This window comes from uncultured Comamonas sp., assembly GCF_964277875.1.
GTDB lineage: Bacteria > Pseudomonadota > Gammaproteobacteria > Burkholderiales > Burkholderiaceae_C > Comamonas > Comamonas sediminis.
The window spans coordinates 24,868-44,904 of record NZ_CAXYJV010000007.1 but is presented as its reverse complement, the minus strand read 5'-3'; the positions used below and the strand labels follow the sequence as shown (position 1 = coordinate 44,904).

Below are 20,037 nucleotides of genomic sequence, written 5' to 3'. Positions count from 1 at the left end.
CCCCATCCATGAAGCGGCGCGTCCGGTGCCGGCGCGCCGTTCGGTCTGCTTCAGCTGCTCTTGCGCACGCGCAGGTACCACTCGCACAGCAGGCGCACCTGCTTGGGGGTGTAGCCCTTGGCTTCCATGCGGGTGACAAAGTCCTCGTGCTTGCGCGCATCCTCGGCGCTGGCCTTGGCATTGAAGCTGATGACCGGCAACAGCTCTTCGGTGTTGGAGAACATCTTCTTCTCGATCACCAGGCGCAGTTTCTCGTAGCTGGTCCAGCTGGGGTTCTTGCCCTGGTTGTTGGCACGCGCACGCAACACGAAGTTGACGATCTCGTTGCGGAAATCCTTCGCATTGGCAATGCCGGCCGGCTTTTCAACCTTCTCCAGCTCGGCGTTGAGCGCATTGCGGTCAAACACCTCGCCGGTGTCGGTATCGCGGTACTCGCTGTCCTGGATCCAGTAGTCGGCATAGGTGACATAGCGGTCAAAGATGTTCTGGCCGTACTCGCTGTAGCTCTCCAGGTAGGCGGTCTGGATTTCCTTGCCGATGAACTCGGCGTAGTGCGGCGACAGGTACTCCTTGATGTAGCTGGTGTAGCGCGTCTCCACATCTGCAGGGAACTGCTCGCGCCCGATCTGCTGCTCCAGCACATACATCAGGTGCACCGGGTTGGCTGCCACCTCGGTGCTGTCGTAATTGAAGACCTTGGACAGGATCTTGAACGCAAAGCGTGTGGAGATGCCGGACATGCCCTCGTCCACGCCAGCATAGTCGCGGTACTCCTGGTAGCTCTTCGCGCGTGGGTCGGTGTCCTTGAGGCTTTCGCCGTCATACACCTGCATCTTGCTGAAGATGCTGGAGTTCTCGGGCTCCTTGAGGCGGGTGAGCACCGCAAACTGCGCCATCATCTTCAAGGTGCCGGGCGCGCAGACCGCGCTGGCCAGCGAGGACTCGCGGATGAGTTTTTCGTAGATGCGCACCTCCTCGGACACGCGCAGGCAATACGGCACCTTGACGATGTAGACCCGGTCGAGAAAGGCCTCGTTGTTGCGGTTGTTGCGGAAGGCCTTCCACTCGCTCTCGTTGCTGTGGGCGAGCACCATGCCGTCGAAGGGTATGGCGCCAAAGCCCTCAGTGCCCTTGTAGTTGCCTTCCTGGGTGGCCGTCAGCAACGGGTGAAGCACCTTGATCGGCGCCTTGAACATTTCGACAAACTCCAGCAGGCCCTGGTTGGCCAGGCACAGGCCACCCGAGTAGCTGTAGGCATCGGTGTCGTCCTGGGCATAGTTCTCCAGCTTGCGGATGTCGACCTTGCCGACCAGGCTCGAAATGTCCTGGTTGTTCTCGTCACCCGGCTCGGTCTTGGCAATACCGATCTGGCGCGAGATGCTGGGGTAGCGCTTGACGACGCGGAACTGCCGAATATCACCGCCGTACTCATCGAGGCGCTTGACAGCCCAGGGTGAGAGCACATGGTTGAGGCAACGGCGCGGAATGCCAAACTGCTCTTCAAGGACCGGTCCGTCCTCGATCGGATCGAACAGCGCCAGCGGGGATTCATTGACCGGTGAGCCCTTGAGCGAATAGAACGGCACCTTCTGGATCAGGTATTTCAGGCGCTCGGCGATCGAGCTCTTGCCGCCCCCCACCGGGCCCAGCAGGTACAGGATCTGCTTGCGCTCTTCCAGGCCCTGGGCAGCATGGCGGAAAAAGCTCACGACCTGCTCGATGGAGTCTTCCATGCCGTAGAACTCGGCAAATGCAGGGTAGCGGCGGATTACCTTGTTCGCAAACAGGCGCGAGAGATGCGGATCGTTGCGGGTGTCGATCATCTCCGGCTCCCCGATGGCCGCCAGCATGCGGTGGGCCGCCCCCTCATAGACCATCGGGTCACGCTGGCACAGCGCAAGAAACTCGTCGAGCGACATTTCCTCCTCCCGCAGACGAACGTAGCGGGCGGCAGAGTTGCTGATGACATCCATACGACCTCCGTGGCGGCACCCAAGGGGCTGACCGTGCCGCAAACTTGTTAGGACCCCTCTGCAAAACTCTCTGCCATGGCCGCAATGCATCCATACCATTTGGCGAGGGTTTTGCAGAACCTCCCTAGGCAACCGTTATCGTGACTTGGTTTTAGCACCTTAGCGGCGCTTTGACCAGATCACTTTTCCTACACACGGATGACCACAATGCAGGCAATATTTCTGGTTACGGGGCCACTGCCTGCGCTGGCCCGTAAAGGGCAGGCTTCCCCTCGAGCGGCGCCGCTCCGCCTCGCGCCATGCGTGCAGGCCACAGCGGCGCTTGGCGGCTGAAGGCGGCAAGACGGCCCGCTCCTATCGTCATAAAAACGACACACCCGCGTCACACCCCTGCCATCGGCGCCGCCGATACTCCGTGCGCACCACAGAGCATGTTCGCCCGGATCTCTCATGGGCCTCTGTGGTGCATCCAACACGACATAACACCCCACGGAGTTACCGATATGAGCGCAGTGCTGACCTCGCGTCGCCGTCTTTTGCAATTTCTGGGCAGCGCACCATTGCTGCCTCTGTCCAGCTCCCTGTCGGCTGCAGGCCTGCTGACCGCCTGCGGCGGGGGTGGCGACGACGATGGCCCGACGGCGGCGTTCAAGTCGGTGAGCTTCTCCAACATGGCAGCGCCCAACCTGACCACCCCCGCAGCGATGGCCACCACCTCGACCAGCGCCGTGATGACCATCCTGTACGCCGACGACAGCAAGCGCGAAGTGGCGCTGGCCTACGAATCGTTCTTCGTCACCGGCGACATGGTGGCGGACGGCAAGGGCGGCAAGATCCTGGCCGGCGGCTACTACGACATCAACAACCAGCCGATCATCGACAAATCGGTGGCGGGCAGCGAGCGCCAGTTCTTCTCCGACTGCCCCGATGGCTCGTCGATCATCCAGGTCGCCGACGCCAAGGTGGACGGCGTCAAGGGCAAGCCCGTGTTTGCCGTCGTGCAGTTCGAGTACACCTCCAAGGACCAGTCCGGCGCCGATGCCTACGGCACCCTGCCTTCGCCGATCGCCGTGCTGACGCTGGACCAGGACCAGGACACGGGCAAGCTGAGCCTGGTCAAGTACCACAACGTCGACATGTCCAAGGCCCACGGCCTGTGGATCACCTGCGGCGCCAGCCTCTCGCCGTGGAACACCCACCTGTCCAGCGAAGAGTACGAGCCCGATGCGTTCACCGCTGCCAGCTCGGCCCAGTTCAAGGCCTTCAGCAAGCATGTGTACGGCAACGAGACCACGGCCAACCCTTACCACTACGGCCACCTGCCGGAGATCACCGTCAACAAGGACGGCACCGGCACGGTCAAGAAGCACTACTGCCTGGGCCGCATCTCGCACGAGCTGATCCATGTGATGCCCGACAACCGCACCGCGCTGATGGGCGATGACTACACCAATGGCGGCCTGTTCATGTTCGTGGCCGACAAGGAAAAAGACCTGTCCGCCGGCAACCTGTACGTCGCGCATTACACCGATGTGCTGACCGACACCTCGACCGCCAAGATGGAGTGGATCCACCTGGGCCATGCCACCAGCGCCGAGATCGAAGCGCTCGCTAACAGCCTCAAGCCGACCGACATCATGGAGTCGCTGACCGCCGACCCACAGGACCCCAGCTACACCGCGGTGTTCCTGGACGGCAAGGCCGCCTGGCTCAAGCTCAAGCCGGGTATGGAAAAGGCGGCCGCCTTTCTGGAAACCCACCGTTACGCCAACCTGGTTGGCGGCTCGATGGCCTTCACCAAGATGGAAGGCACCACCGTCAACATCAAGGACAAGGTCGCCTACTCGGCACTGGCCAATATCCAGACCTCGATGATCAACGGTGACAAGGCCTGGAATGCCAAGCACAACGTGACCTTCCCCAAGACCGTGAAGGCCGGCGGCGTGCTGGCCCACAACCTGGGCGGCGGCATCAAGGACCGCCAAGGCGCCACCATCAACAGCGAATGGGTGCCACAGCAGTCGCACATGCTGATGATGGGCGAGGACATTGCCGCGGACGCACTGGGCAACACCTCCAACCCCGACAAGATCGCCAGCCCGGACAACCTGAAGTTCTCCGAAAAGATGCGCACCTTGTTCATCGGCGAAGACAGCGGCAACCACGTGAACAACTTCCTGTGGGCCTATAACGCGGACACCAAGCAGCTGTCGCGCATCCTCTCGACCCCGGCGGGCGCCGAATCCACCGGCCTGCACGCTGTGGACGAGGCCAACGGCTGGACCTACATCATGAGCAACTTCCAGCACCCGGGCGACTGGAGCGCGCTGCACGCCAAGATCAAGGACCAGCTCGATCCACTGATCAACGCCAACTACAAGAACAAGTTTGGCGCCTCGGTCGGCTACCTGACCGGCAAGCCGCAAGCCGTGAAGCTGTAATCTGCCCACAGCGTGCGCGTGGCCACGCGCGCACGCGCTTTACAGACAACGATGCCATCCGGACGGATGGCATTTTTCATGGCCCTGCGCGACTACAAGACCGATTGCAGCCAGCGCACGATCTCACCGGGCGGCATCGCGCCGGAGATGCGTGCGGCCTCCTGCCCGCCCTTGAACACCACCATGGTCGGAATGCTGCGGATATTGAAGGGCTGGGCCACATGCGGATAGGCCTCGGTATCGAGCTTGGCAAAGCGCAGCCGGGGCTCCAGCTGTTTGGCGGCCAGTGCATAGCCGGGGGCCATCTGCAGGCAGGGGCCGCACCAGGGCGCCCAGAAATCCACGACGACAGGGATGTGGTTGCGCCCCAGCTGCTTGGCAAAGCTGTCGGCATCCAGCGCGACCGGTTCGCCGGTGAACAAGGGCTGGTGGCAGCTGCCGCAATCGGGCTGCTGGGCCAGCTGCGCGCGCTGCACGCGGTTGGTGGTATGGCAATGGGGGCACACGATGTGCAAGCTGTCTTCCGTCATGGGGCACTCTCCTGCTGCCCATCATAGGCAGACCCAGGAGGCGCAGGTGCAGGCCAAGGCCGCATATTTCAAGCCAGGGTCAGCAGCACCGGCTGGTGGTCGGACAGCTGCGTGGCGCTGTCGCTGTGCCAGGCCCGCACATGGCTGCTCAGGCTGCCGCTGACCAGCGCAAAATCGCAGGCCACTGGCGCGGGCCCCCAGGTGCGGTCAAACAGGCAGAAGGTGGGCGGCTGCGGCGCACTGCCATGCAGCAAGGGCCAGCTGTCATGCCACAGCGCGGATCCGTCGGTCTGCGCTGCAACCAGCGCGGCATAGGCGGGCTCGCCGGCGTGCATGTTGAAATCGCCACACAACACCGCATGCGGGGTGTGCACTGGCGTGGTGTAAGGCGTGGCCGCCGCTGCCGCACCGGGCAGGGCCTGCAGCTGCGCCAGCGCCTCCGCATGGATTGCCCGCAGCGCCTGCACCTGCGCCATGCGCTGGCGCGCACTGTGGTACTCCAGATGCGTGCACATCACCCGCACCAGGCCCAGGGCCGGGTCGCGCACCGTCACCACCAGGCAACCCCGGGGCATGCTGACCACAGCGGCCTCGGCCAGCCAGGGCAGGCGGTGCTGCGCCACCTCGGCCACCGGCAGGCGGGTGGCCACCACATTGCCAAAACTGCGGCGCTGGCCGCTGGCATCCACCCCATCGGTGGTGGCCGCAAAGAACAGCTGCCAGCCCGGCAGCAGTGCCTGCAGCTGCGCCACCTGGTCGCCCGGTGCGCCCGCCAGCCCGCCGTGGCCCACAGCCACCTCCTGCAGGCAAAGCACATCGATGCCGCCCGTGCCCGCGTCCTCGCCCATCGCCAACGCATGGCGCACGATGCGTGCCGGGTCAACCAGGCCATCGAGGCCGCAGCACCATTGCACATTCCAGGTCAGTATTTGCATGTGGAAAACTCTGTGGATAGCCGCGCCCGCTGGCGCCATCGCCCGCCATTGTGCAGCAGGGGCCAGGCGTTTTTCGTGTCAGCGCCCCAAGCCAGGCCCGAGCGCCCCTATAGTCGGACGATGCCCAAGCACCAAGATTCCTTTCAGATCCGCCCCGCTACCGTGGACGATGTCGCGGCCATGTTCCAGGTGCGCCTGGCCGTCACCGAGAACCGCCTGAACCGTGACGCGCTGGCCGCCGTCGGCGTAACCCCCGACTCCATTGCCGAGGCCATCCGCAGCGCGCCTTGCGCCTGGGTCGCCACGACCGAAGGCGAAGTCGCCGGCTTTGCGATGGTGGACCTGGACAGCGCCTGCCTGTCTGCGCTGTTTGTGCGCAGCAACCACGAAGGCCGGGGCATGGGCAGCGCCCTGTGCCAGGTCTGCGAGCAGGCCTTGTTTGCGCAGCATGAAGTGGCCTGGCTGGAAACAGCCAAAACCAGCCGCGCCGCGCGCCTCTACCGCCACCTGGGCTGGGGCAACGAGAGCGATATCGGCGATGGCGATATTCGCCTGACCAAGCGGCGCGATTGACGCCGCACACCGCTGCAGGCTGGCCGGGCTTCTGCTACATTGCGCTGATGGCTCTGTGCACCACCCCCCGAATTATTCGCATCGTCGAACCGACGGTGGGATAGCGCGCGGCCACGCAAGCATGCAACCCACCCTGGAGGTGGGTTTTCCGTCTCTGGGGTTCCCTTCAAGGAGATGGAATGAACACCACCCAAGCGCCTGATACCCCAGCCGGTAGCCCTAGCGGCACCCTGCACCTGCTCTGCGGAAAGATCGCGTCCGGCAAATCCACCTTGGCCCGGCAGCTGGCGGCGCAGCCCCGCACCGTGCTGGTCAGCGAAGATGCCTGGCTTGCCCAGCTCTACCCGGATGCACTGGTCTCGATCCAGGACTATGTGCTGCTGTCCGCCAGGCTGCGCGGTGCGATGCAGCCCCATATCGTGTCGCTGCTGCAAGCCGGCACTTCGGTGGTGCTGGATTTCCCGTCCAACACCACCGCCACCCGCGCCTGGGCGCGCAGCATCTTTGAAGCAGCAGGGGCGCCGCATGTGCTGCACTGGCTGCAGTTGCCCGACGACGAATGCAAGCGCCGCCTGCGGGCGCGCAATGCGTCGGGCGAGCATCCGTTTGAAACCAGCGATGCGCAGTTTGACCTGATCAGCCAGCACTTTGTGGCACCGTCTGCGGCGGAGGGCTTTCAGCTGGTGCTGCACGGCTGATACGCACCGCCAAGCACCAGGCCTCAGGCGCGCTGCGGCAGGTAGCTGGGCCTGTCCGCCGTCATTCCGCGTTTGACTTGCTGCGTCAAATCATCGGCCAGTACCTCGTCCAGCCCGGCTTCCAGCGCATCGAGCGTGCGGCTGACGATATCGGCCGGGCTGGACTTGGGGGCATCCAGCCCTCGGGTCAGGTCGGTATCGACAAAGGCCATGTGCAGGCCCAGCACCTGCGTCTTCTGGGGTGCCAGCTCGTAGCGCAGCGCATTGGTGAGCGACCAGGCGGCAGACTTGCTTGCCGAGTAAGCGGCGAGCTCACTGCCATTCACCCAGGAAGCAATCGACAAGACATTGAGCAAGCCACCACCGCCATGGGCCGCCAGCACCGGCGCAAAGGCCTTGCTCATGCGCAGCACCGCAAAGAAATTGGTCTCGAACATGCGCCTTGCCACCGCTTCGCTGTCTTCGGCGAGGAATCCGCCTGTCTGGGCAATGCCCGCGTTGTTGATGACCAGGGTCACATCGGGCGCCTGCGCCACCGCAGCCGCTACATCTTCGGGGTTGTTGACATCCAGCCGCAGCGGATGCACCCCCGCCTGGGGGCTGATATGGGCGGGATCGCGTGAGCCTGCATAGACCTTGCGGGCACCCCGGGCGAGCAACTCGCCCACAAAGGCCTGGCCAATGCCCCGGTTGGCACCGGTGACAAGAACGACAGCTTCAGCAATTTTCATGGAAATCTCCACATGGTTGTGAGGGTGAGAGAGCGCTCATTGGCGCTGGATGACGGCATGACCGGCCTCAACAGAGGCCAATGCCTCCGGGGTGCATCCGAAAGGGAAAACACGATCCACCAACGGACGGATGGCGCCGGACTCGATCAGCGCGGCGATCTCGCGCAGCTGCCAGCAGCGGCCAGCTCTTGTTGCCATGCCGATCCAGCGCCAGCGCTTGCAATTCGTATTTCGCATGATGCTCATCATATTAAAAATCAAAAAAAAGCAGCGCGCTGCTAGGCGCCGCTGTCAGGTTCGCGCTCCGTTGCCCGATCGGCTGGCAGCAATTGCTTCAGCGCCGCTTCGCGCAAGCTGTCCGCCAGCGCCGGGTCGTCCACCGCACGGGCCAGCAGCAGGCTGCCCACCATCGTGGACAAGCTCACCATCGCGCGCTCGTGGGCCTGGGCCTGGCCCCAATCGGGCGATTGGCGGGCGATCAGGTCCACCATTGCCTTGATGTGCTGGGTGGTCACGCGGCGCACTTCCGGGGCCTGGCGTGCAGTCTCGGAGCCCAAGGCGACCAGCGGGCAGCCCTGCTCGGGATGCGCCACATGGGCTTTGGACAGATAGGCGCGGAGCACGGCCTCCCAGGTCTGGCCAGGGACCGCCTGCGCAGCCACATCGGCAACCACGGCAGCAGATTCTGCACACGCCAGACCGGCAGCTTCGGCCAGCATCGCCTCGCGCGAGGCGAAATGCGCGTAGAAGGCCCCATGCGTCAGGCCGGCCTCTTTCATGATGTCGGCCACGCCCGTACCGCCATAGCCGCTGCGGCGGATGGCGCGCGCTGCGACGGACACAATGCGCTCATGTGTCGCCTGCTTGGCAGCTGCCCGGGTGTTGGAAGTGTCATTTCGCATGATTCTCATCATGCATAATTCCCTGACCCTGCGTGCCGCAGGGTGAATGCCGCGCAGCCGACAACATCCTGCATCCGGTCAACGTGGTGTGCCTTGTGCACCCAACCATTGGAAAACTTGCGACACCATGTCTGAGCGGGCAGGCCCTGAGACACCCGACAGCCACCAGGTGCTGCCCGGCAAGCGCGGGTAGCCCGGCAGTACCTGCAGCTGCCCGCTGGCCACGCTGCCCTCCACCAGCAGACTGGGCAAGCAAGCGATACCTTGCGCTGCCAACACGGCATCCAGCACCAGCCGCACATCGTCGTAAATGGCGCGCTTGCGAAAGGCTGCCAGCGGCCCCAGGAAAAGCGGCGCCGTGTCCTCTGCGGTGAGGCTCTCTTCCAGGCACACCACATCCGCATGCAGATGCTGCTGGGCCTGCGGAATACGGCCCAGCTTCTGGGCTGTACCTGCATCGGCCACCAGCAGCCATTCGTCTTGCAGCATCGGCAGTTCTTGCAAGCCCGGCTGCAACAGCGGCCGGTTGCTGATGGCGATATCGACATCGATCTCATCGACAAAGCGGGCGCTCTCATCGACCGATAGCACCAGGCTCAGCCCGGGCAGCAGCGCATGCAACTTGGGCAGCCGTGGCTGCAGCCAGCCGCGCAACAGCGGCGCGGGGCAGACCAGGGACACGAGGCCGGGATCGAGGTAGGTGCCAATGCGTTCCACGCCGCTGCGCAGCACGCTGAGCGAGCGCTGCACGCTGCGCAGCAGTACCTCGCCCGCAACGGTCAACTCCACGCCCCGCCCTGCGCGGCGAAACAAGGGCTGCATCAGCTGTTCTTCCAGCTGCTGCACCTGGTGGCTGATGGCAGACTGGGTCACATGCAACTCTTCCGCTGCACGCGAAAAGCTACCGAGCCGGGCAGCGGCCTCAAAGCCCATCAACAGCTTCATCGACGGAATACGCGGCGCTGACATATGAGAGATATTAATGAATCAGCGCAAATCTTATCATTTGATCTCATAGCTGCCGCCTTGCACAATGCGACCTGGTCCGAACCTTCGGCAAAAGCTCCAGACAGGCCACAGGAAAAGTGATGAAGACAGGTCAAGATGTAATGCGCAATGGCGCGCACGCCCCCATGGAAGCCAACACCATGCAACGACGACAATTTCTCTCGGCCGGCACCGGCTTGGTCACCGGAGGCGCGGTGGGCATGCCAGCGCAATACGCGTCTGCGGCAGACAGCCCATGGCGCATGCCCGATGAAGGCGATCGCCACACAGCCACCTGGATGGCCTTTGGTGCCAGTGACAAGATCTGGGGCCGGCGGCTGAAGGCGGGTGCACAGTCCAACCTGGCGCTGATCGCACAGACCATTGCCCAGCTGGAGCCCGTGCAGATGCTGGTCAGCGCACAAGACTACGACCTGGCCGCGCGGCTGTGCGGCAGCAAGGTCCAGTTGCTGGTGCAAGACATCGATGACCTGTGGATGCGTGACACCGGCCCGGTATTTGTCAGGAAGGCAGGCGGCGGGCTCGCCGGGGTCGATTTCAACTTCAATGGCTGGGGCCGCAAGCAATCCCACCGCAACGATGCCCAGGTCGCGGCCTTTGTCGCCCGTATGGCAGCGGTGCCTCTGCTGAAAAGCAGCCTGGTCCTGGAAGGCGGCGACATTGAGGTGGACGGCCAGGGCACCGCCATCATCACCGAGAGCTGCGTGCTCCATGCCAACCGCAACCCGGGTGCCAGCAAGGCGCAGTGCGAGCAGGAGCTGCACAGGGTGCTGGGCATCGACAAGGTCATCTGGCTGCCCGGCATTGCCGGCCTCGACATCACCGATGGCCACACCGACTTCTACGTCCGCTTCTGCGCGCCCGGGGTCGTGGTTGCCGGTTTTGACAACGATACGTCCTCGCCGGAACATGCCGTCACCGAGCGCCACCTGGCTATCCTGCGCAAGGCGACCGATGCGCGTGGCCGCCGCTTGCAGGTGCTGCGCATGCCGGGGCCCGACAATATCAGGCCGCAATATGCGAACAAGGACTTTGCGGCCGGCTATATCAACTTCTATGTCTGCAATGGCGCGGTGATCTGCCCCGAGTTTGGCGACAGCTGCGCTGATCGCAATGCCCGCGCCATCTTGCGTGAGCAGTTTCCCGGGCGCGAGATTTTGCAGCTCAATATCGATGCCATTGCGGCGGGCGGCGGCGGCATCCACTGCACCACGCAGCAGCAGCCGGCCTGAGTGGGACCGCGCCTGCCCCGGCTACACCAGCGCCGGGGCATCGCCGCGCAGCGGGAAGACATGGCCCTCGCCGTCCACCGCATTGCAGGCGCGAAAGCCCGGCACCGCCCAAGCGGCTTGCAGCAGCGCGCCGCCCAGGCTGCCTGCGATGGTGCCCGCACCGGCCAGCGAAGGTAGGGCGACAAGAAATTTCAGCGCCGCGTTCTCGCGCCACGGAGGCGGCGTGATGGCGCGGCGTTCTTGTGCGGATGCGCTCGGCGCTCTCGGCAGAAGCGGGGGCCTATCGCCCCAGCTGCAATGCCGCAGATGCCAGCGCCACCCAGGCCGGCAGGCGTTTGCCAGCCCGATCCTTTGCGGACATTGACGGCTCGCTGGAACGTACTTCCCCCAAGAGCGCCGCCTTACTTGATCCCTGCCCGCATAAAGCTCTGCACAAACTGGCGCTGGAACAGGATGAAGCCGATCAGCAGCGGCGCCGAGGTCATCAAAGTCGCCGCGGTGATGGTGGACCAGTCCACGCCCTGCTCCACGCTGGAGAACACCTGCAGCCCGACGGTGAGCGGGCGCGATTCCACGCTGTTGGTGATGATCAGCGGCCAGAGAAAATTGTTCCAGTGAAAGCTCACCGACACCAGCGCAAAGGCGGTGTAGACCGGCCGGGCCAGCGGCACATAGACGCGCCAGAGAATCTGCAAGGTGCTGGCCCCTTCGACACGCGCGGCCTCGTCCAGCTCTTTGGGGATGCCCATGAAGGTCTGGCGCAGCAGGAAGATTGCAAAGGCCGAGGCAAAGTACGGCAGGCCAATCGCGAACAAGGTATCGACCAGACCGAGCCTGGCCATGGTCTGGTAGTTCTCCACCAGCAGGATGTCGGGCATGATCATCAGCTGCACCAGCACCAGCGCAAAGGCGATGTTCTTGCCCCGGAACTGGTAGCGCGCAAACGCAAAGGCCGCCAAGGTGGACAGCAGCAACTGCGCCGCCAGGATGAGAGCCACCAGCAAGCTCGTGTTCAGAAAGTAGCGCGCAAACGGTGCGGCATCCCAGGCCTTGCGGAAGTTCTGCAGGGTCCAGGGCGCCGTCAGGTCAAAGCGGATCGCGTAGTCGCTGGGGTGGAAGGCCGTCCAGAACGCATAGGCCAGCGGCAGAATCCACAACAGCGCCAGCAGCCAGGCGGCAACGGTGTCCAGCCAGGTATGGCGGTAGATGACGGCAGGGGCTTGGCTGCGGCTCATTGGTAGTGCACCTTCTTGTCCAGCACAAAAAACTGGAACAGCGCCACGCTGGACAGTACGACCACCAGCACCACGGTAATGGCCGCTGCATAGGCCGTGTCCCAGAACTTGAAGCCCACCTCATACAGGTGGTAGAGCAGCAAGGTGGTGGCATTGTCCGGGCCGCCCCGGGTCAGGATGAACACATGGTCTACCAGACGGAAGGCATTGATCACCGCATTGACCAGCACGAACACCGTGGTCGGCATCAGCAGCGGCCACTGCACCCGGCGGAAGAAGTACCAGCGCGAGGCACCCTCGATCGCGGCTGCTTCCTTCAGGCTGGGGTTGAGCGTTTGCAGCGCTGCCAGGTAGAAGATCATGAAAAAACCGGCTTCCTTCCACACCGCCACCAGGGTGATCGCCCCCAGCGCGGTGGACGGGCTGCCCAGCCAGTTGTGCGACGGCAGGCCCAGCGCGCCGGTGACCTGCTCCAGCAGGCCGTACTGCGGCGTGTAGAAGAACAGCCAGATATTGGCCACCGCAATCATCGGCAGCACCGTGGGCGTGAAATACGCCATGCGCACAAAGGTGCGGCCTGCGATGCGCTCGTTCACCCAGACGGCCATCAGCAGCGCCAGGCCGATGGAGGCGGGAATCGTGGCCGCCGCAAACCAGAGGTTGTTGCGCACCGCCTGCCAGAACACCGGGTCCTCGGCCATGGCCTGGTAGTTCTCGATGCCCACCCACACTGCGGCACGCGCGCCCTTGGGGGTGGAGTAAAAGCTGTCGATCAAGGTCGCCACTGCGGGCCAGTGGGTGAAGGCGACCAGCAGCACCAGCGCAGGCAGCAGCAGCAACCAGGCGTGGATGCTGCGCTGGCCGCTGCCGGCCATGGACGAGGAAGAAGCGCTCATGCGTTGGGTGTCTCTCAATGGGGCGGGATGGTTCCCCCACGCTGCCCCGGCATGGCCTGCAAGCGGGCCACGCCGGTTACGGCTTTACTGGTAGCTGCGCAGGATGCGGTCGGCCTCCCGCTGCGCATCCTTCATCGCCTGCGCCGAGGTCTTGGTGCCGTTCAGCGCAGCCTGCACCGCGTCGTTCAGCACCTTGGTCACGCGCTGGTTGTCATGCGTGGAGAACTCGGCCACCGAGACGGGCAACTGGTCGCGGGCGACCAGCGCCTGCGGGAACTCCTGCCCGTATTTCTTCAGCGCCGGCGTGTCATAGGCCGCAGGCGATACGGCCACATAGCCGCTGTCCATGCTCCACTGCGCAGCGCGCTCGGGCTGGGTCACCCACTTGGCAAATTCGAAAGCGGCCTGCTGCTGCTCCTTGGGTGCCTTCTTGAAGATGTAGAAGTTGCCGCCACCGGTGGGCGAGCCGCCCTTGCGCACATGGCCGGCGATCTGGCCAACCCCGAAATCGAACTTGGCATTGGCCTTGATATTGGTCAGGTTGCCGGTGGTGGTGACGATGATCGCGGCCTTTTTTTCCAAAAAGTCCTTCGGCGTCGTGCCCCACTCGATCACGCCCTTGGGGTGCACGCCTTCCTTGGTCAGGTTGACCCAGTAGTCCAGCGCCTCGATCACCTTGGGGTTGTCGAAGCTGACCTTGGTACCCGCCTCGTTGGCCAGCAACACATCATTGGGGGTGGTCAGGGTTTGCAGCATCCAGTAGGCAAATCCGGTCGATGGGATCTGGATGCCGTACTGGGTCACATTGCCGCTGGCGTCTTTCTTGGTGAGCTTCCTGGCCGCCTCGCTCAGCTCCTTCCAGGTGGCAGGGGCCTTGTTCGGGTCCAGGCCGGCCTCCTTGAAGGCGTCCTTGTTGTAGTACATCACCACGGTGGAGCGCTGGAAAGGCACGCCCCAGGTCTTGCCACCCGTCTGGCTGTTGGCCATGAAGGCGGGGTAGAAGCCCTTGAGCCAGGCCTTGTCGGCATCGGTGTTCGCGAAGTCGTTGATCGGCACGATGGCGTCGTCGTCGATCAGCGTGAACATGTCGGTCGACAGCAGCACCGAGGTGGCCGGTGCCTTGCCCGACTTGTTGGCGGTGAGCGCCTTGACAATGGTTTCCTGGTAGGTGCCCGCGTAGATCGGCGTGATCTTGTACTGCGGATGCGCCTTGTTGAAGTCATGGGCGTAGCCGTCGATCACCTTGGTGATCGGGCCGCCCACGGCCACGGGGTAGTAGAAAGGCACTTCCAGCGGATCGGCCGCATGCGCGAGGCCCGCACCCAGGCTGAGCATGGCGGCGGCCGATGCGGCCAGGGTCTTCAAAAACATATTGCGTTGCACGGAATCACTCCTCGGGTTGAGCGCCTGCCTGCAGGCGCTGCTCAAACAGACCAGTCAAAGAAAAATGGGTCGCCTCAGGCCATGCGCAGGCCATCGGCATCGAAGAAATGCATGTCTTCCGCACGCCAGGCCAGGCGCAGCGCCTGCCCCACGGCCGCTGCCTGCTGGCCGGGTGCGCGCACCGTGATCTGCTCGCTGCCAATCGCGCAGCGCAGCACTACATCGGCGCCCAGGTATTCCAGGCCGATCACCTGCGCATCTACGCCTTCGGCTGCCAGGCACTGCACCGCCTCGGGCCGCAAGCCCAGTGCCGCAGCACCGGCCGGCGCCGGCACCTGCACCTGGCTGCCGGCAATCGCGCCATCGCTGAGCCGCAGCAAATTCATCGCCGGTGTGCCGATAAAGCGTGCCGCAAAGGTGCTGGCGGGGCGGGCGTACATCTCGCGCGGGGTCGCGCATTGCTCGACCCGGCCCTGGTGCAGCAGCACCACCTGGTCGGCCATGCTCATCGCTTCGGTCTGGTCATGGGTGACATAGACAACGGTCAGCCCCAGGCGCTGCTGCAACTCGCGCAGCTCGGCACGCATCTCCTGGCGCAGTTGGGCGTCCAGGTTCGACAGTGGCTCATCCATCAGGCAGACATGGGCCTGCGCCACCAGGGCCCGGCCCAGCGCCACGCGCTGCTGCTGGCCACCCGAGAGCTGGCCCGGCTTGCGGTCCAGCAGGTGCGCCAGTCCCAGCAGCCCGGCCGCATCCTTCAAACGTTTTTCGGCCTCGGCCTTGGGCACCTTGCGTACCGCCAGGCCAAAGCCAATATTCTCGGCCACCGACAGATGCGGAAACAGCGCATAGTTCTGGAACACCATCGCAATGCCGCGCTGCGCCGGTGGCAGCTGCGTCACGTCGCGCCCTCCAATCAGCACCTGGCCGGCGCTGGCCGTCTCCAGCCCGGCAATGATGCGCAGGGTCGTCGATTTGCCGCAGCCCGAAGGGCCGAGCAGCACGCAAAAGCTGCCCGGCGCGATCTGCAGATCGACCGAATGCAGTGCTGTGGTGCTGCCCCAGGATTTGGCAACCTGCCGTAACTCAATGCTTGACATCGCGCCAGTGTATGAAAGCGGGATGACAATTTGTTTACAAGCTTTCCCTTAGCTGACAAGCCGCTCCAGCGAAAGCGAAGCATCCACTCCCTGGATTCGCTTACAACCATGACAATGCTGCGGCGCAGCACCGTCGCTGCACCTCCACGGGAAATTATTTACAGCCAGCGTGCAATCCCGGCCGCCAGCAGGCTCAGCACCACGGTCGTCGCAATCGGCAGCCACAAGGTCCGGCCAAACAGCCGGATCTCAAAATCCCCCGGCAGCCGCCCCAGCCCCAGCTTGCGCAGCAGGGCCGCAAAGCCATTGAGCAGTATCAGTGCCAGGAAGACCACGATCAGCCAGCGGATCATCGCAGCACCTCCATCGGGTTAAGGGCCAGAGCGCTCATCATGCGGCGCAGTACACCTGCTCGCCGGCAATCCAGGTCTCCTGCACGCGCAGGCTGCCAATGTCGGCGACGGGCACCGTGAAGATATCGCGGTCCAGCACCGCAAAGCTGGCTTCAAAGCCGGGGGCAATCTGGCCGAGCCGGCCCTCGAACGGCGACAGGCTGGCCGCGCGTGCGGTGTAGAGCAGCAGGGCCTGCGGCACGGTCAGCGCCTGGCTGTCCACAATGGGGGCGCCGTTGTAGGCGCGGCGCTGTACGGCGGCCTGGATGGAGACAAAGACATTGTCCGGATCGGCCCAGGTGGTGGCCGGCGCGTCGGACGACAGCGCGATATGGTCGATCTCCTCGTAGAAGGTCTTGAGCGCATAGGACTGGTCGAACTCCGATGCCACCAGGTTTTCGGTATAGGCCTCGTACTCGGCAAACATGAAGATGATCTGCGTGGCCACGCCCCACTGCATCGGCATGGCGTTCATCTGCGCAATCTGCGCGGGCTTGAGCAAGGTGGCATGCTCCAGCCGCACGGAGGGCACGCCGGCGGGCAGCCAGGGCTTTTTATCGGCAAAGAAGTCGATCACCAGCTGCAGGGCCGCATCGCCCATCGCATGCACGGCCATCTGCGCGCCGTTGGCCACCGACCATTCGTAGGCCTGCGCCAGCGCCGCGCTGCTGAGCAAGGACATGCCAAACAGGCTGCCCGTGTGCTTGTAGGCACAGCTGCACCAGGCCGTCTTGCCGGAGATGGAGCCATCAGCAAACAGCTTGATGCCAGCGATCTTGACCCGGCCATTTTTTTGCGCGGCCTGCAGCCCTGCCAACAGGTCGCCCTTGCAAGGCTCCCAGGAAAAATACAGCGCTGCCTGCTGCTTGAAGCCGGCTTGGGCAGCATCGCGGTAGACATCGAGGTGGTGGAAGGGCTGGGTGAAGGCCATCATGTCGGTCACCGCGACGATGCCGCGCTCGCTGAAGCGCTGCGAGGTGCGCGCCAGGCTGCCCACGGCCTGAGGATAGTCCAGCACCGCCTTGGCCCGCTGCACCACACTGTTGGCCGCCAGCTCGGTCAGCACGCCATTGGGCGTGCCATCGGCATCGCGGCCAAAGTGGCCACCAATGGGGTCGGGCGTGTCCCTGCCAATGCCCGCCAGCGCCAGCGCACGGCTGTTGCAAATGCCCGAGTGGCAATCGGAGCGGCCCACATAGACCGGCTGCGTGGCCGACACCCGATCCAGGTCATGGCGCGTGGGCGTGCGCCCTTCCTTCAGCTTGGACTCGTCATAGCCCCAGCCCTCAATCCAGTCATTGGGCCCGAGCCCCGCCTTGGGGTGCTGCTTCAGCGCCGCAATCAAGCCCGGAATGTCTTCGACCAGCGGCACCGTGCAAGGCACCGCATCGACGATCTGCGACAAGAACGTGGGATGCGTATGCACATCCACAAACCCCGGCACCACCGTCCGCCCCTGCAAATCCACCTGCCGATCCGCCACCGGCTGCGCCGCATCGCCCACATGCCCCACCCAGCGCACCACCCCACCCTCCACTACAAAAGCCGTCGCGAAATCGCTCTCGCTGCGGCCGGTAAAAACATGGGCGTGGGTGAACAGACAAGAGGACATGACAAGGAGCTGCAAAAAGCAAAGGCGGCAAAGAAGCCGCCATTGTCCGCGATTGGAAGGAGACCCGCCCCGCTCCGCTGTACCGCAAGCGCCGTATGGTCTCCCAACAGCGAACCAAGCAGCGAGCGCAGCCCTTGAACCACCACCTTCAATGGCGAGATGGGCGCGCAGGCGCGACGCCGGGGGCGCAGACAATACGCCTGTATGGCAAGCCCCCGCAACAAAGCCTGCGCGCCCATATCGCCACCCCAAAACGAGAACTATCTACGCCCCCGCCAAAGAAGGCGCCGCCAGAGCAGTCACCCCACAACAAATAGCCAAGAAAAAGGCCATCCAAAGGTGGCCAGAGAAGAACATTTACACCGGGTCTGTGTGTCCTGGTGCTCGGTTCAAGAGTTGCGTCCGCTTGTCTGCGCTGAGTGAGAGATAGCGCTCGTACTGGCGGAGAATATCGGCGATAAGCTCCTCGCTGCGCAAATACTGCACGTCATACCCCGACCGCCCATCTTCAAAGAAGGTAATGGGCTCGTACATATAACGCCGCTCCTTGCTGCCCGCACTCTCGCGCACCGTGAAGGTGGGTATCGCGCGGCGCACCGTACGCACGCCGTAGACAAAGTCGCGCAGCTTCTCCACCGGCACCACCAGGCGTACTTCGCTGTCGCCCTCGCCCTCCAGGCTTTCATGCACATGCGCCTGCAGTCCGCGCTTTTGCATCTCGGCGGCCACCTCATGCATCGCAGGCAAAACGGTGGCGCGCAAAAAGCGCTGCACATCCGCCTTGAGCGGCTGGTGCACGATCTGCTCCAGGCGCTTGCGCCAGTGCTGGCCGCTCCAGAAGTTGGTGGCAGGCGCCAGGTCGGGGGAGTAATGGGCCAGGTCGGCGACCATGCCGCGCCACAGGCCGATGCACAGCACCAGCATGATTACCGCCACCGGCAAGGCGGCCACCAGTGTGACAGCCTGCAGCGCGCCCAAGCCGCCGGCGAGCAGCAGCACGATCGAGGTGACGCCCAGCAGCACACACCAGAACAGGCGTTGCCACACGGGCGATTCGTTGTTGCCGCGCGAAGCGATGGAGTTGACCACCAGCGCGCCCGAGTCGGCCGACGTGATGAAGAACACACCGATCAGCAACACCGCCAGCCACGACACCGGTTTGACCCAGGGCAGGTACTCGAAGAAGCGGAACAGCAAGGCATCCACATTGGTCGCGGTCTGCGCGAGCGCGCCGGCGGCGACATGGGTGTCCGTCCAGATCGCACTGTTGCCAAACGCGGTCATCCACAGCAGGTTGAAGGCGGTGGGCACCAGCAGCACGCCGATGACAAACTCACGCACCGTGCGGCCGCGCGAGATGCGGGCGATGAACATGCCGACAAAGGGCGACCAGCTCACCCACCAGGCCCAGTACAGAATCGTCCAGCCGCCAAACCAGCCCTCTTCGCGCGACGGCGCATAGGCAAAGGTGCGCAGCGACATGCCCAACAGGCCCTGCAGGTAGTTGCCGATGTTCTCACTCAAGGCCTTGAAGATATGGGCCGTGGGGCCGGCGATCACGACAAAGCTCAGCAGCAGCACCGACAGCAGCATGTTGAACTCGCTCAGGCGCCGCACACCTTTGTCGACGCCCAGCAGGGCCGACAGGCTGGCCAAGGTCACCACCACCACAATGATGGTCACCAGCACCCCAGAGGTGTCGGTGTTCCAGCCCGTCAGGGTGTGCAGACCTGCAGCCATCTGGCGTGCGCCATAGCCCAGCGTCGTCGCAATACCGGCGATCGTGCCGACCAAGGCAAACGCATCCACGCCATGGCCGATGGGCCCGTTGATGCGGTCGCGCAGCAGCGGGTACAGACCCGAGCGCATGGTCAGCGGCAGGTTGTAGCGAAAGCCGAAATAGGCCAGCACCAGGCCCATCGTGCCGTAGACGGCCCAGGCATGGAAACCCCAGTGGAAGAACGTGGCCTCCATCGCCTCGCGGGCGGCGGCGGGCGTGCCCGGCTCCTGCGTGGCGGGATTGAGGAAATGCTGCAGCGGCTCGCCCACGCCAAAGTACATCAGGCCAATGCCCATGCCGGCGGCAAACAGCATCGACGACCAGGAGACAAAGCTGAACTCGGGCTTGGCATCATCGGGCCCCAGGCGGATATCGCCATAGCGGCTGGCGGCCAGCACGACCAAAAACAGCAGGAAGGCGCTCAGCGCCATCACATAGAACCAGTCAAAACTGGCCACCACCCAGCGCTGCGCGCCAGAGAACAGGCGGTCCGCTGCATCGGGCGCGAGCACGCAGACGAGCAGCAAGGCGGTAAGCACCAGCAGTGCCGGTATCACCACCGGCAGTGACATGGTCGAGTGCTGGCTGCTCTGCGGCGCCGGCGCAGCAGGCCCTG

The 20,037-nt window shown here is 64.1% G+C and carries 18 protein-coding genes; 4 read left to right on the top strand and 14 right to left on the bottom strand.

Translation table 11 applies throughout. The annotated features are described in order from the left end of the window. Positions 1–50: 50 nt before the first annotated feature. A complete protein-coding gene (locus ACHWUQ_RS03185) occupies positions 51–1,973 on the bottom strand; it encodes a PrkA family serine protein kinase (protein WP_239809599.1) in 1,923 nt (640 codons plus the stop codon). Positions 1,974–2,476: 503 nt separating this feature from the next. On the opposite strand from ACHWUQ_RS03185, the gene ACHWUQ_RS03180 reads away from it, so the two are divergent. Continuing rightward, positions 2,477–4,414: a PhoX family protein gene (locus ACHWUQ_RS03180; RefSeq protein WP_394680330.1), complete on the top strand. Its 1,938-nt coding sequence runs from the start codon at positions 2,477–2,479 to the stop codon at positions 4,412–4,414. A gap of 92 nt (positions 4,415–4,506) precedes the next feature. Here the strand turns inward: ACHWUQ_RS03180 and trxC are convergent, their stop codons facing one another. Continuing rightward, complete coding sequence (trxC, locus tag ACHWUQ_RS03175; RefSeq protein WP_394680329.1) at positions 4,507–4,944, bottom strand: thioredoxin TrxC; 438 nt, start codon at positions 4,942–4,944, stop codon at positions 4,507–4,509. A gap of 68 nt (positions 4,945–5,012) precedes the next feature. Next, on the bottom strand, positions 5,013–5,879 hold the full coding sequence (locus ACHWUQ_RS03170) for an endonuclease/exonuclease/phosphatase family protein (RefSeq protein WP_394680328.1): 867 nt from the start codon (positions 5,877–5,879) through the stop codon (positions 5,013–5,015). Between the two features lie 120 nt (positions 5,880–5,999). Between ACHWUQ_RS03170 and ACHWUQ_RS03165 the strand changes: the two genes are divergently transcribed. Beyond that, positions 6,000–6,452, top strand: coding sequence for a GNAT family N-acetyltransferase (locus tag ACHWUQ_RS03165; RefSeq protein WP_394680327.1), 453 nt, complete (start codon positions 6,000–6,002; stop codon positions 6,450–6,452). A 179-nt stretch (positions 6,453–6,631) separates the two neighbouring features. Beyond that, positions 6,632–7,150 (top strand): AAA family ATPase, encoded by a 519-nt coding sequence (locus ACHWUQ_RS03160; RefSeq protein WP_394680326.1) that lies wholly within the window; start codon positions 6,632–6,634, stop codon positions 7,148–7,150. 23 nt (positions 7,151–7,173) lie between these two features. On the opposite strand, the gene ACHWUQ_RS03155 is transcribed toward ACHWUQ_RS03160, so the two are convergent. The 4 genes from ACHWUQ_RS03155 to ACHWUQ_RS03140 all read right to left on the bottom strand — a co-directional run bounded on the left by ACHWUQ_RS03155 (position 7,174) and on the right by ACHWUQ_RS03140 (position 9,752). Further along, on the bottom strand, positions 7,174–7,881 hold the full coding sequence (locus ACHWUQ_RS03155) for an SDR family oxidoreductase (protein WP_394680325.1): 708 nt from the start codon (positions 7,879–7,881) through the stop codon (positions 7,174–7,176). Positions 7,882–7,917: 36 nt separating this feature from the next. After that, positions 7,918–8,118 carry a zinc-binding dehydrogenase gene (locus ACHWUQ_RS03150; RefSeq protein ID WP_394680363.1) on the bottom strand — a complete coding sequence of 67 codons (201 nt, stop codon included), beginning with the start codon at positions 8,116–8,118 and terminating at the stop codon, positions 7,918–7,920. Positions 8,119–8,159: 41 nt separating this feature from the next. After that, positions 8,160–8,795 carry a TetR/AcrR family transcriptional regulator gene (locus ACHWUQ_RS03145; protein WP_394680324.1) on the bottom strand — a complete coding sequence of 212 codons (636 nt, stop codon included), beginning with the start codon at positions 8,793–8,795 and terminating at the stop codon, positions 8,160–8,162. Positions 8,796–8,861: 66 nt separating this feature from the next. Further along, complete coding sequence (locus ACHWUQ_RS03140; protein ID WP_394680323.1) at positions 8,862–9,752, bottom strand: LysR family transcriptional regulator; 891 nt, start codon at positions 9,750–9,752, stop codon at positions 8,862–8,864. A gap of 179 nt (positions 9,753–9,931) precedes the next feature. Between ACHWUQ_RS03140 and ACHWUQ_RS03135 the strand changes: the two genes are divergently transcribed. Next, positions 9,932–11,023 (top strand): agmatine/peptidylarginine deiminase, encoded by a 1,092-nt coding sequence (locus tag ACHWUQ_RS03135; RefSeq protein ID WP_394680322.1) that lies wholly within the window; start codon positions 9,932–9,934, stop codon positions 11,021–11,023. 401 nt (positions 11,024–11,424) lie between these two features. Here ACHWUQ_RS03135 and ACHWUQ_RS03130 read toward each other — a convergent pair whose 3' ends face one another. From ACHWUQ_RS03130 to ACHWUQ_RS03100, 7 genes are all read right to left on the bottom strand, one after another. Beyond that, the gene (locus ACHWUQ_RS03130) at positions 11,425–12,258 is read right to left on the bottom strand and encodes a carbohydrate ABC transporter permease (protein WP_312530281.1); all 834 of its coding nucleotides are present in this window, start codon (positions 12,256–12,258) and stop codon (positions 11,425–11,427) included. Further along, positions 12,255–13,154, bottom strand: coding sequence for a carbohydrate ABC transporter permease (locus tag ACHWUQ_RS03125; RefSeq protein ID WP_394680321.1), 900 nt, complete (start codon positions 13,152–13,154; stop codon positions 12,255–12,257). The genes ACHWUQ_RS03130 and ACHWUQ_RS03125 overlap by 4 nt, the downstream gene beginning before the upstream one ends. Positions 13,155–13,238: 84 nt before the next feature. Further along, on the bottom strand, positions 13,239–14,525 hold the full coding sequence (locus tag ACHWUQ_RS03120; protein WP_394680362.1) for an ABC transporter substrate-binding protein: 1,287 nt from the start codon (positions 14,523–14,525) through the stop codon (positions 13,239–13,241). Between the two features lie 86 nt (positions 14,526–14,611). Then, on the bottom strand, positions 14,612–15,637 hold the full coding sequence (locus ACHWUQ_RS03115; protein WP_394680320.1) for an ABC transporter ATP-binding protein: 1,026 nt from the start codon (positions 15,635–15,637) through the stop codon (positions 14,612–14,614). A gap of 158 nt (positions 15,638–15,795) precedes the next feature. After that, on the bottom strand, positions 15,796–15,990 hold the full coding sequence (locus tag ACHWUQ_RS03110; RefSeq protein WP_133855076.1) for a DUF2905 family protein: 195 nt from the start codon (positions 15,988–15,990) through the stop codon (positions 15,796–15,798). A gap of 37 nt (positions 15,991–16,027) precedes the next feature. Further along, the gene (locus ACHWUQ_RS03105; RefSeq protein ID WP_394680319.1) at positions 16,028–17,641 is read right to left on the bottom strand and encodes an amidohydrolase; all 1,614 of its coding nucleotides are present in this window, start codon (positions 17,639–17,641) and stop codon (positions 16,028–16,030) included. A 357-nt stretch (positions 17,642–17,998) separates the two neighbouring features. After that, positions 17,999–19,993, bottom strand: coding sequence for a BCCT family transporter (locus ACHWUQ_RS03100; RefSeq protein ID WP_394680361.1), 1,995 nt, complete (start codon positions 19,991–19,993; stop codon positions 17,999–18,001). Between the last annotated feature and the right edge of the window lie 44 nt (positions 19,994–20,037).

Excerpts from the sequence above, each read along its gene's own strand:
- ACHWUQ_RS03185 (WP_239809599.1), bottom strand. The coding sequence starts at position 1,973 with ATGGATGTCATCAGCAACTCTGCCGCCCGCTACGTTCGTCTGCGGGAG.
- ACHWUQ_RS03180 (WP_394680330.1), top strand. The coding sequence starts at position 2,477 with ATGAGCGCAGTGCTGACCTCGCGTCGCCGTCTTTTGCAATTTCTGGGC.
- trxC (WP_394680329.1), bottom strand. The coding sequence starts at position 4,944 with ATGACGGAAGACAGCTTGCACATCGTGTGCCCCCATTGCCATACCACC.
- ACHWUQ_RS03170 (WP_394680328.1), bottom strand. The coding sequence starts at position 5,879 with ATGCAAATACTGACCTGGAATGTGCAATGGTGCTGCGGCCTCGATGGC.
- ACHWUQ_RS03165 (WP_394680327.1), top strand. The coding sequence starts at position 6,000 with ATGCCCAAGCACCAAGATTCCTTTCAGATCCGCCCCGCTACCGTGGAC.
- ACHWUQ_RS03160 (WP_394680326.1), top strand. The coding sequence starts at position 6,632 with ATGAACACCACCCAAGCGCCTGATACCCCAGCCGGTAGCCCTAGCGGC.
- ACHWUQ_RS03155 (WP_394680325.1), bottom strand. The coding sequence starts at position 7,881 with ATGAAAATTGCTGAAGCTGTCGTTCTTGTCACCGGTGCCAACCGGGGC.
- ACHWUQ_RS03150 (WP_394680363.1), bottom strand. The coding sequence starts at position 8,118 with ATGCGAAATACGAATTGCAAGCGCTGGCGCTGGATCGGCATGGCAACA.
- ACHWUQ_RS03145 (WP_394680324.1), bottom strand. The coding sequence starts at position 8,795 with ATGATGAGAATCATGCGAAATGACACTTCCAACACCCGGGCAGCTGCC.
- ACHWUQ_RS03140 (WP_394680323.1), bottom strand. The coding sequence starts at position 9,752 with ATGTCAGCGCCGCGTATTCCGTCGATGAAGCTGTTGATGGGCTTTGAG.
- ACHWUQ_RS03135 (WP_394680322.1), top strand. The coding sequence starts at position 9,932 with ATGCAACGACGACAATTTCTCTCGGCCGGCACCGGCTTGGTCACCGGA.
- ACHWUQ_RS03130 (WP_312530281.1), bottom strand. The coding sequence starts at position 12,258 with ATGAGCCGCAGCCAAGCCCCTGCCGTCATCTACCGCCATACCTGGCTG.
- ACHWUQ_RS03125 (WP_394680321.1), bottom strand. The coding sequence starts at position 13,154 with ATGAGCGCTTCTTCCTCGTCCATGGCCGGCAGCGGCCAGCGCAGCATC.
- ACHWUQ_RS03120 (WP_394680362.1), bottom strand. The coding sequence starts at position 14,525 with ATGTTTTTGAAGACCCTGGCCGCATCGGCCGCCGCCATGCTCAGCCTG.
- ACHWUQ_RS03115 (WP_394680320.1), bottom strand. The coding sequence starts at position 15,637 with ATGTCAAGCATTGAGTTACGGCAGGTTGCCAAATCCTGGGGCAGCACC.
- ACHWUQ_RS03110 (WP_133855076.1), bottom strand. The coding sequence starts at position 15,990 with ATGATCCGCTGGCTGATCGTGGTCTTCCTGGCACTGATACTGCTCAAT.
- ACHWUQ_RS03105 (WP_394680319.1), bottom strand. The coding sequence starts at position 17,641 with ATGTCCTCTTGTCTGTTCACCCACGCCCATGTTTTTACCGGCCGCAGC.
- ACHWUQ_RS03100 (WP_394680361.1), bottom strand. The coding sequence starts at position 19,993 with ATGTCACTGCCGGTGGTGATACCGGCACTGCTGGTGCTTACCGCCTTG.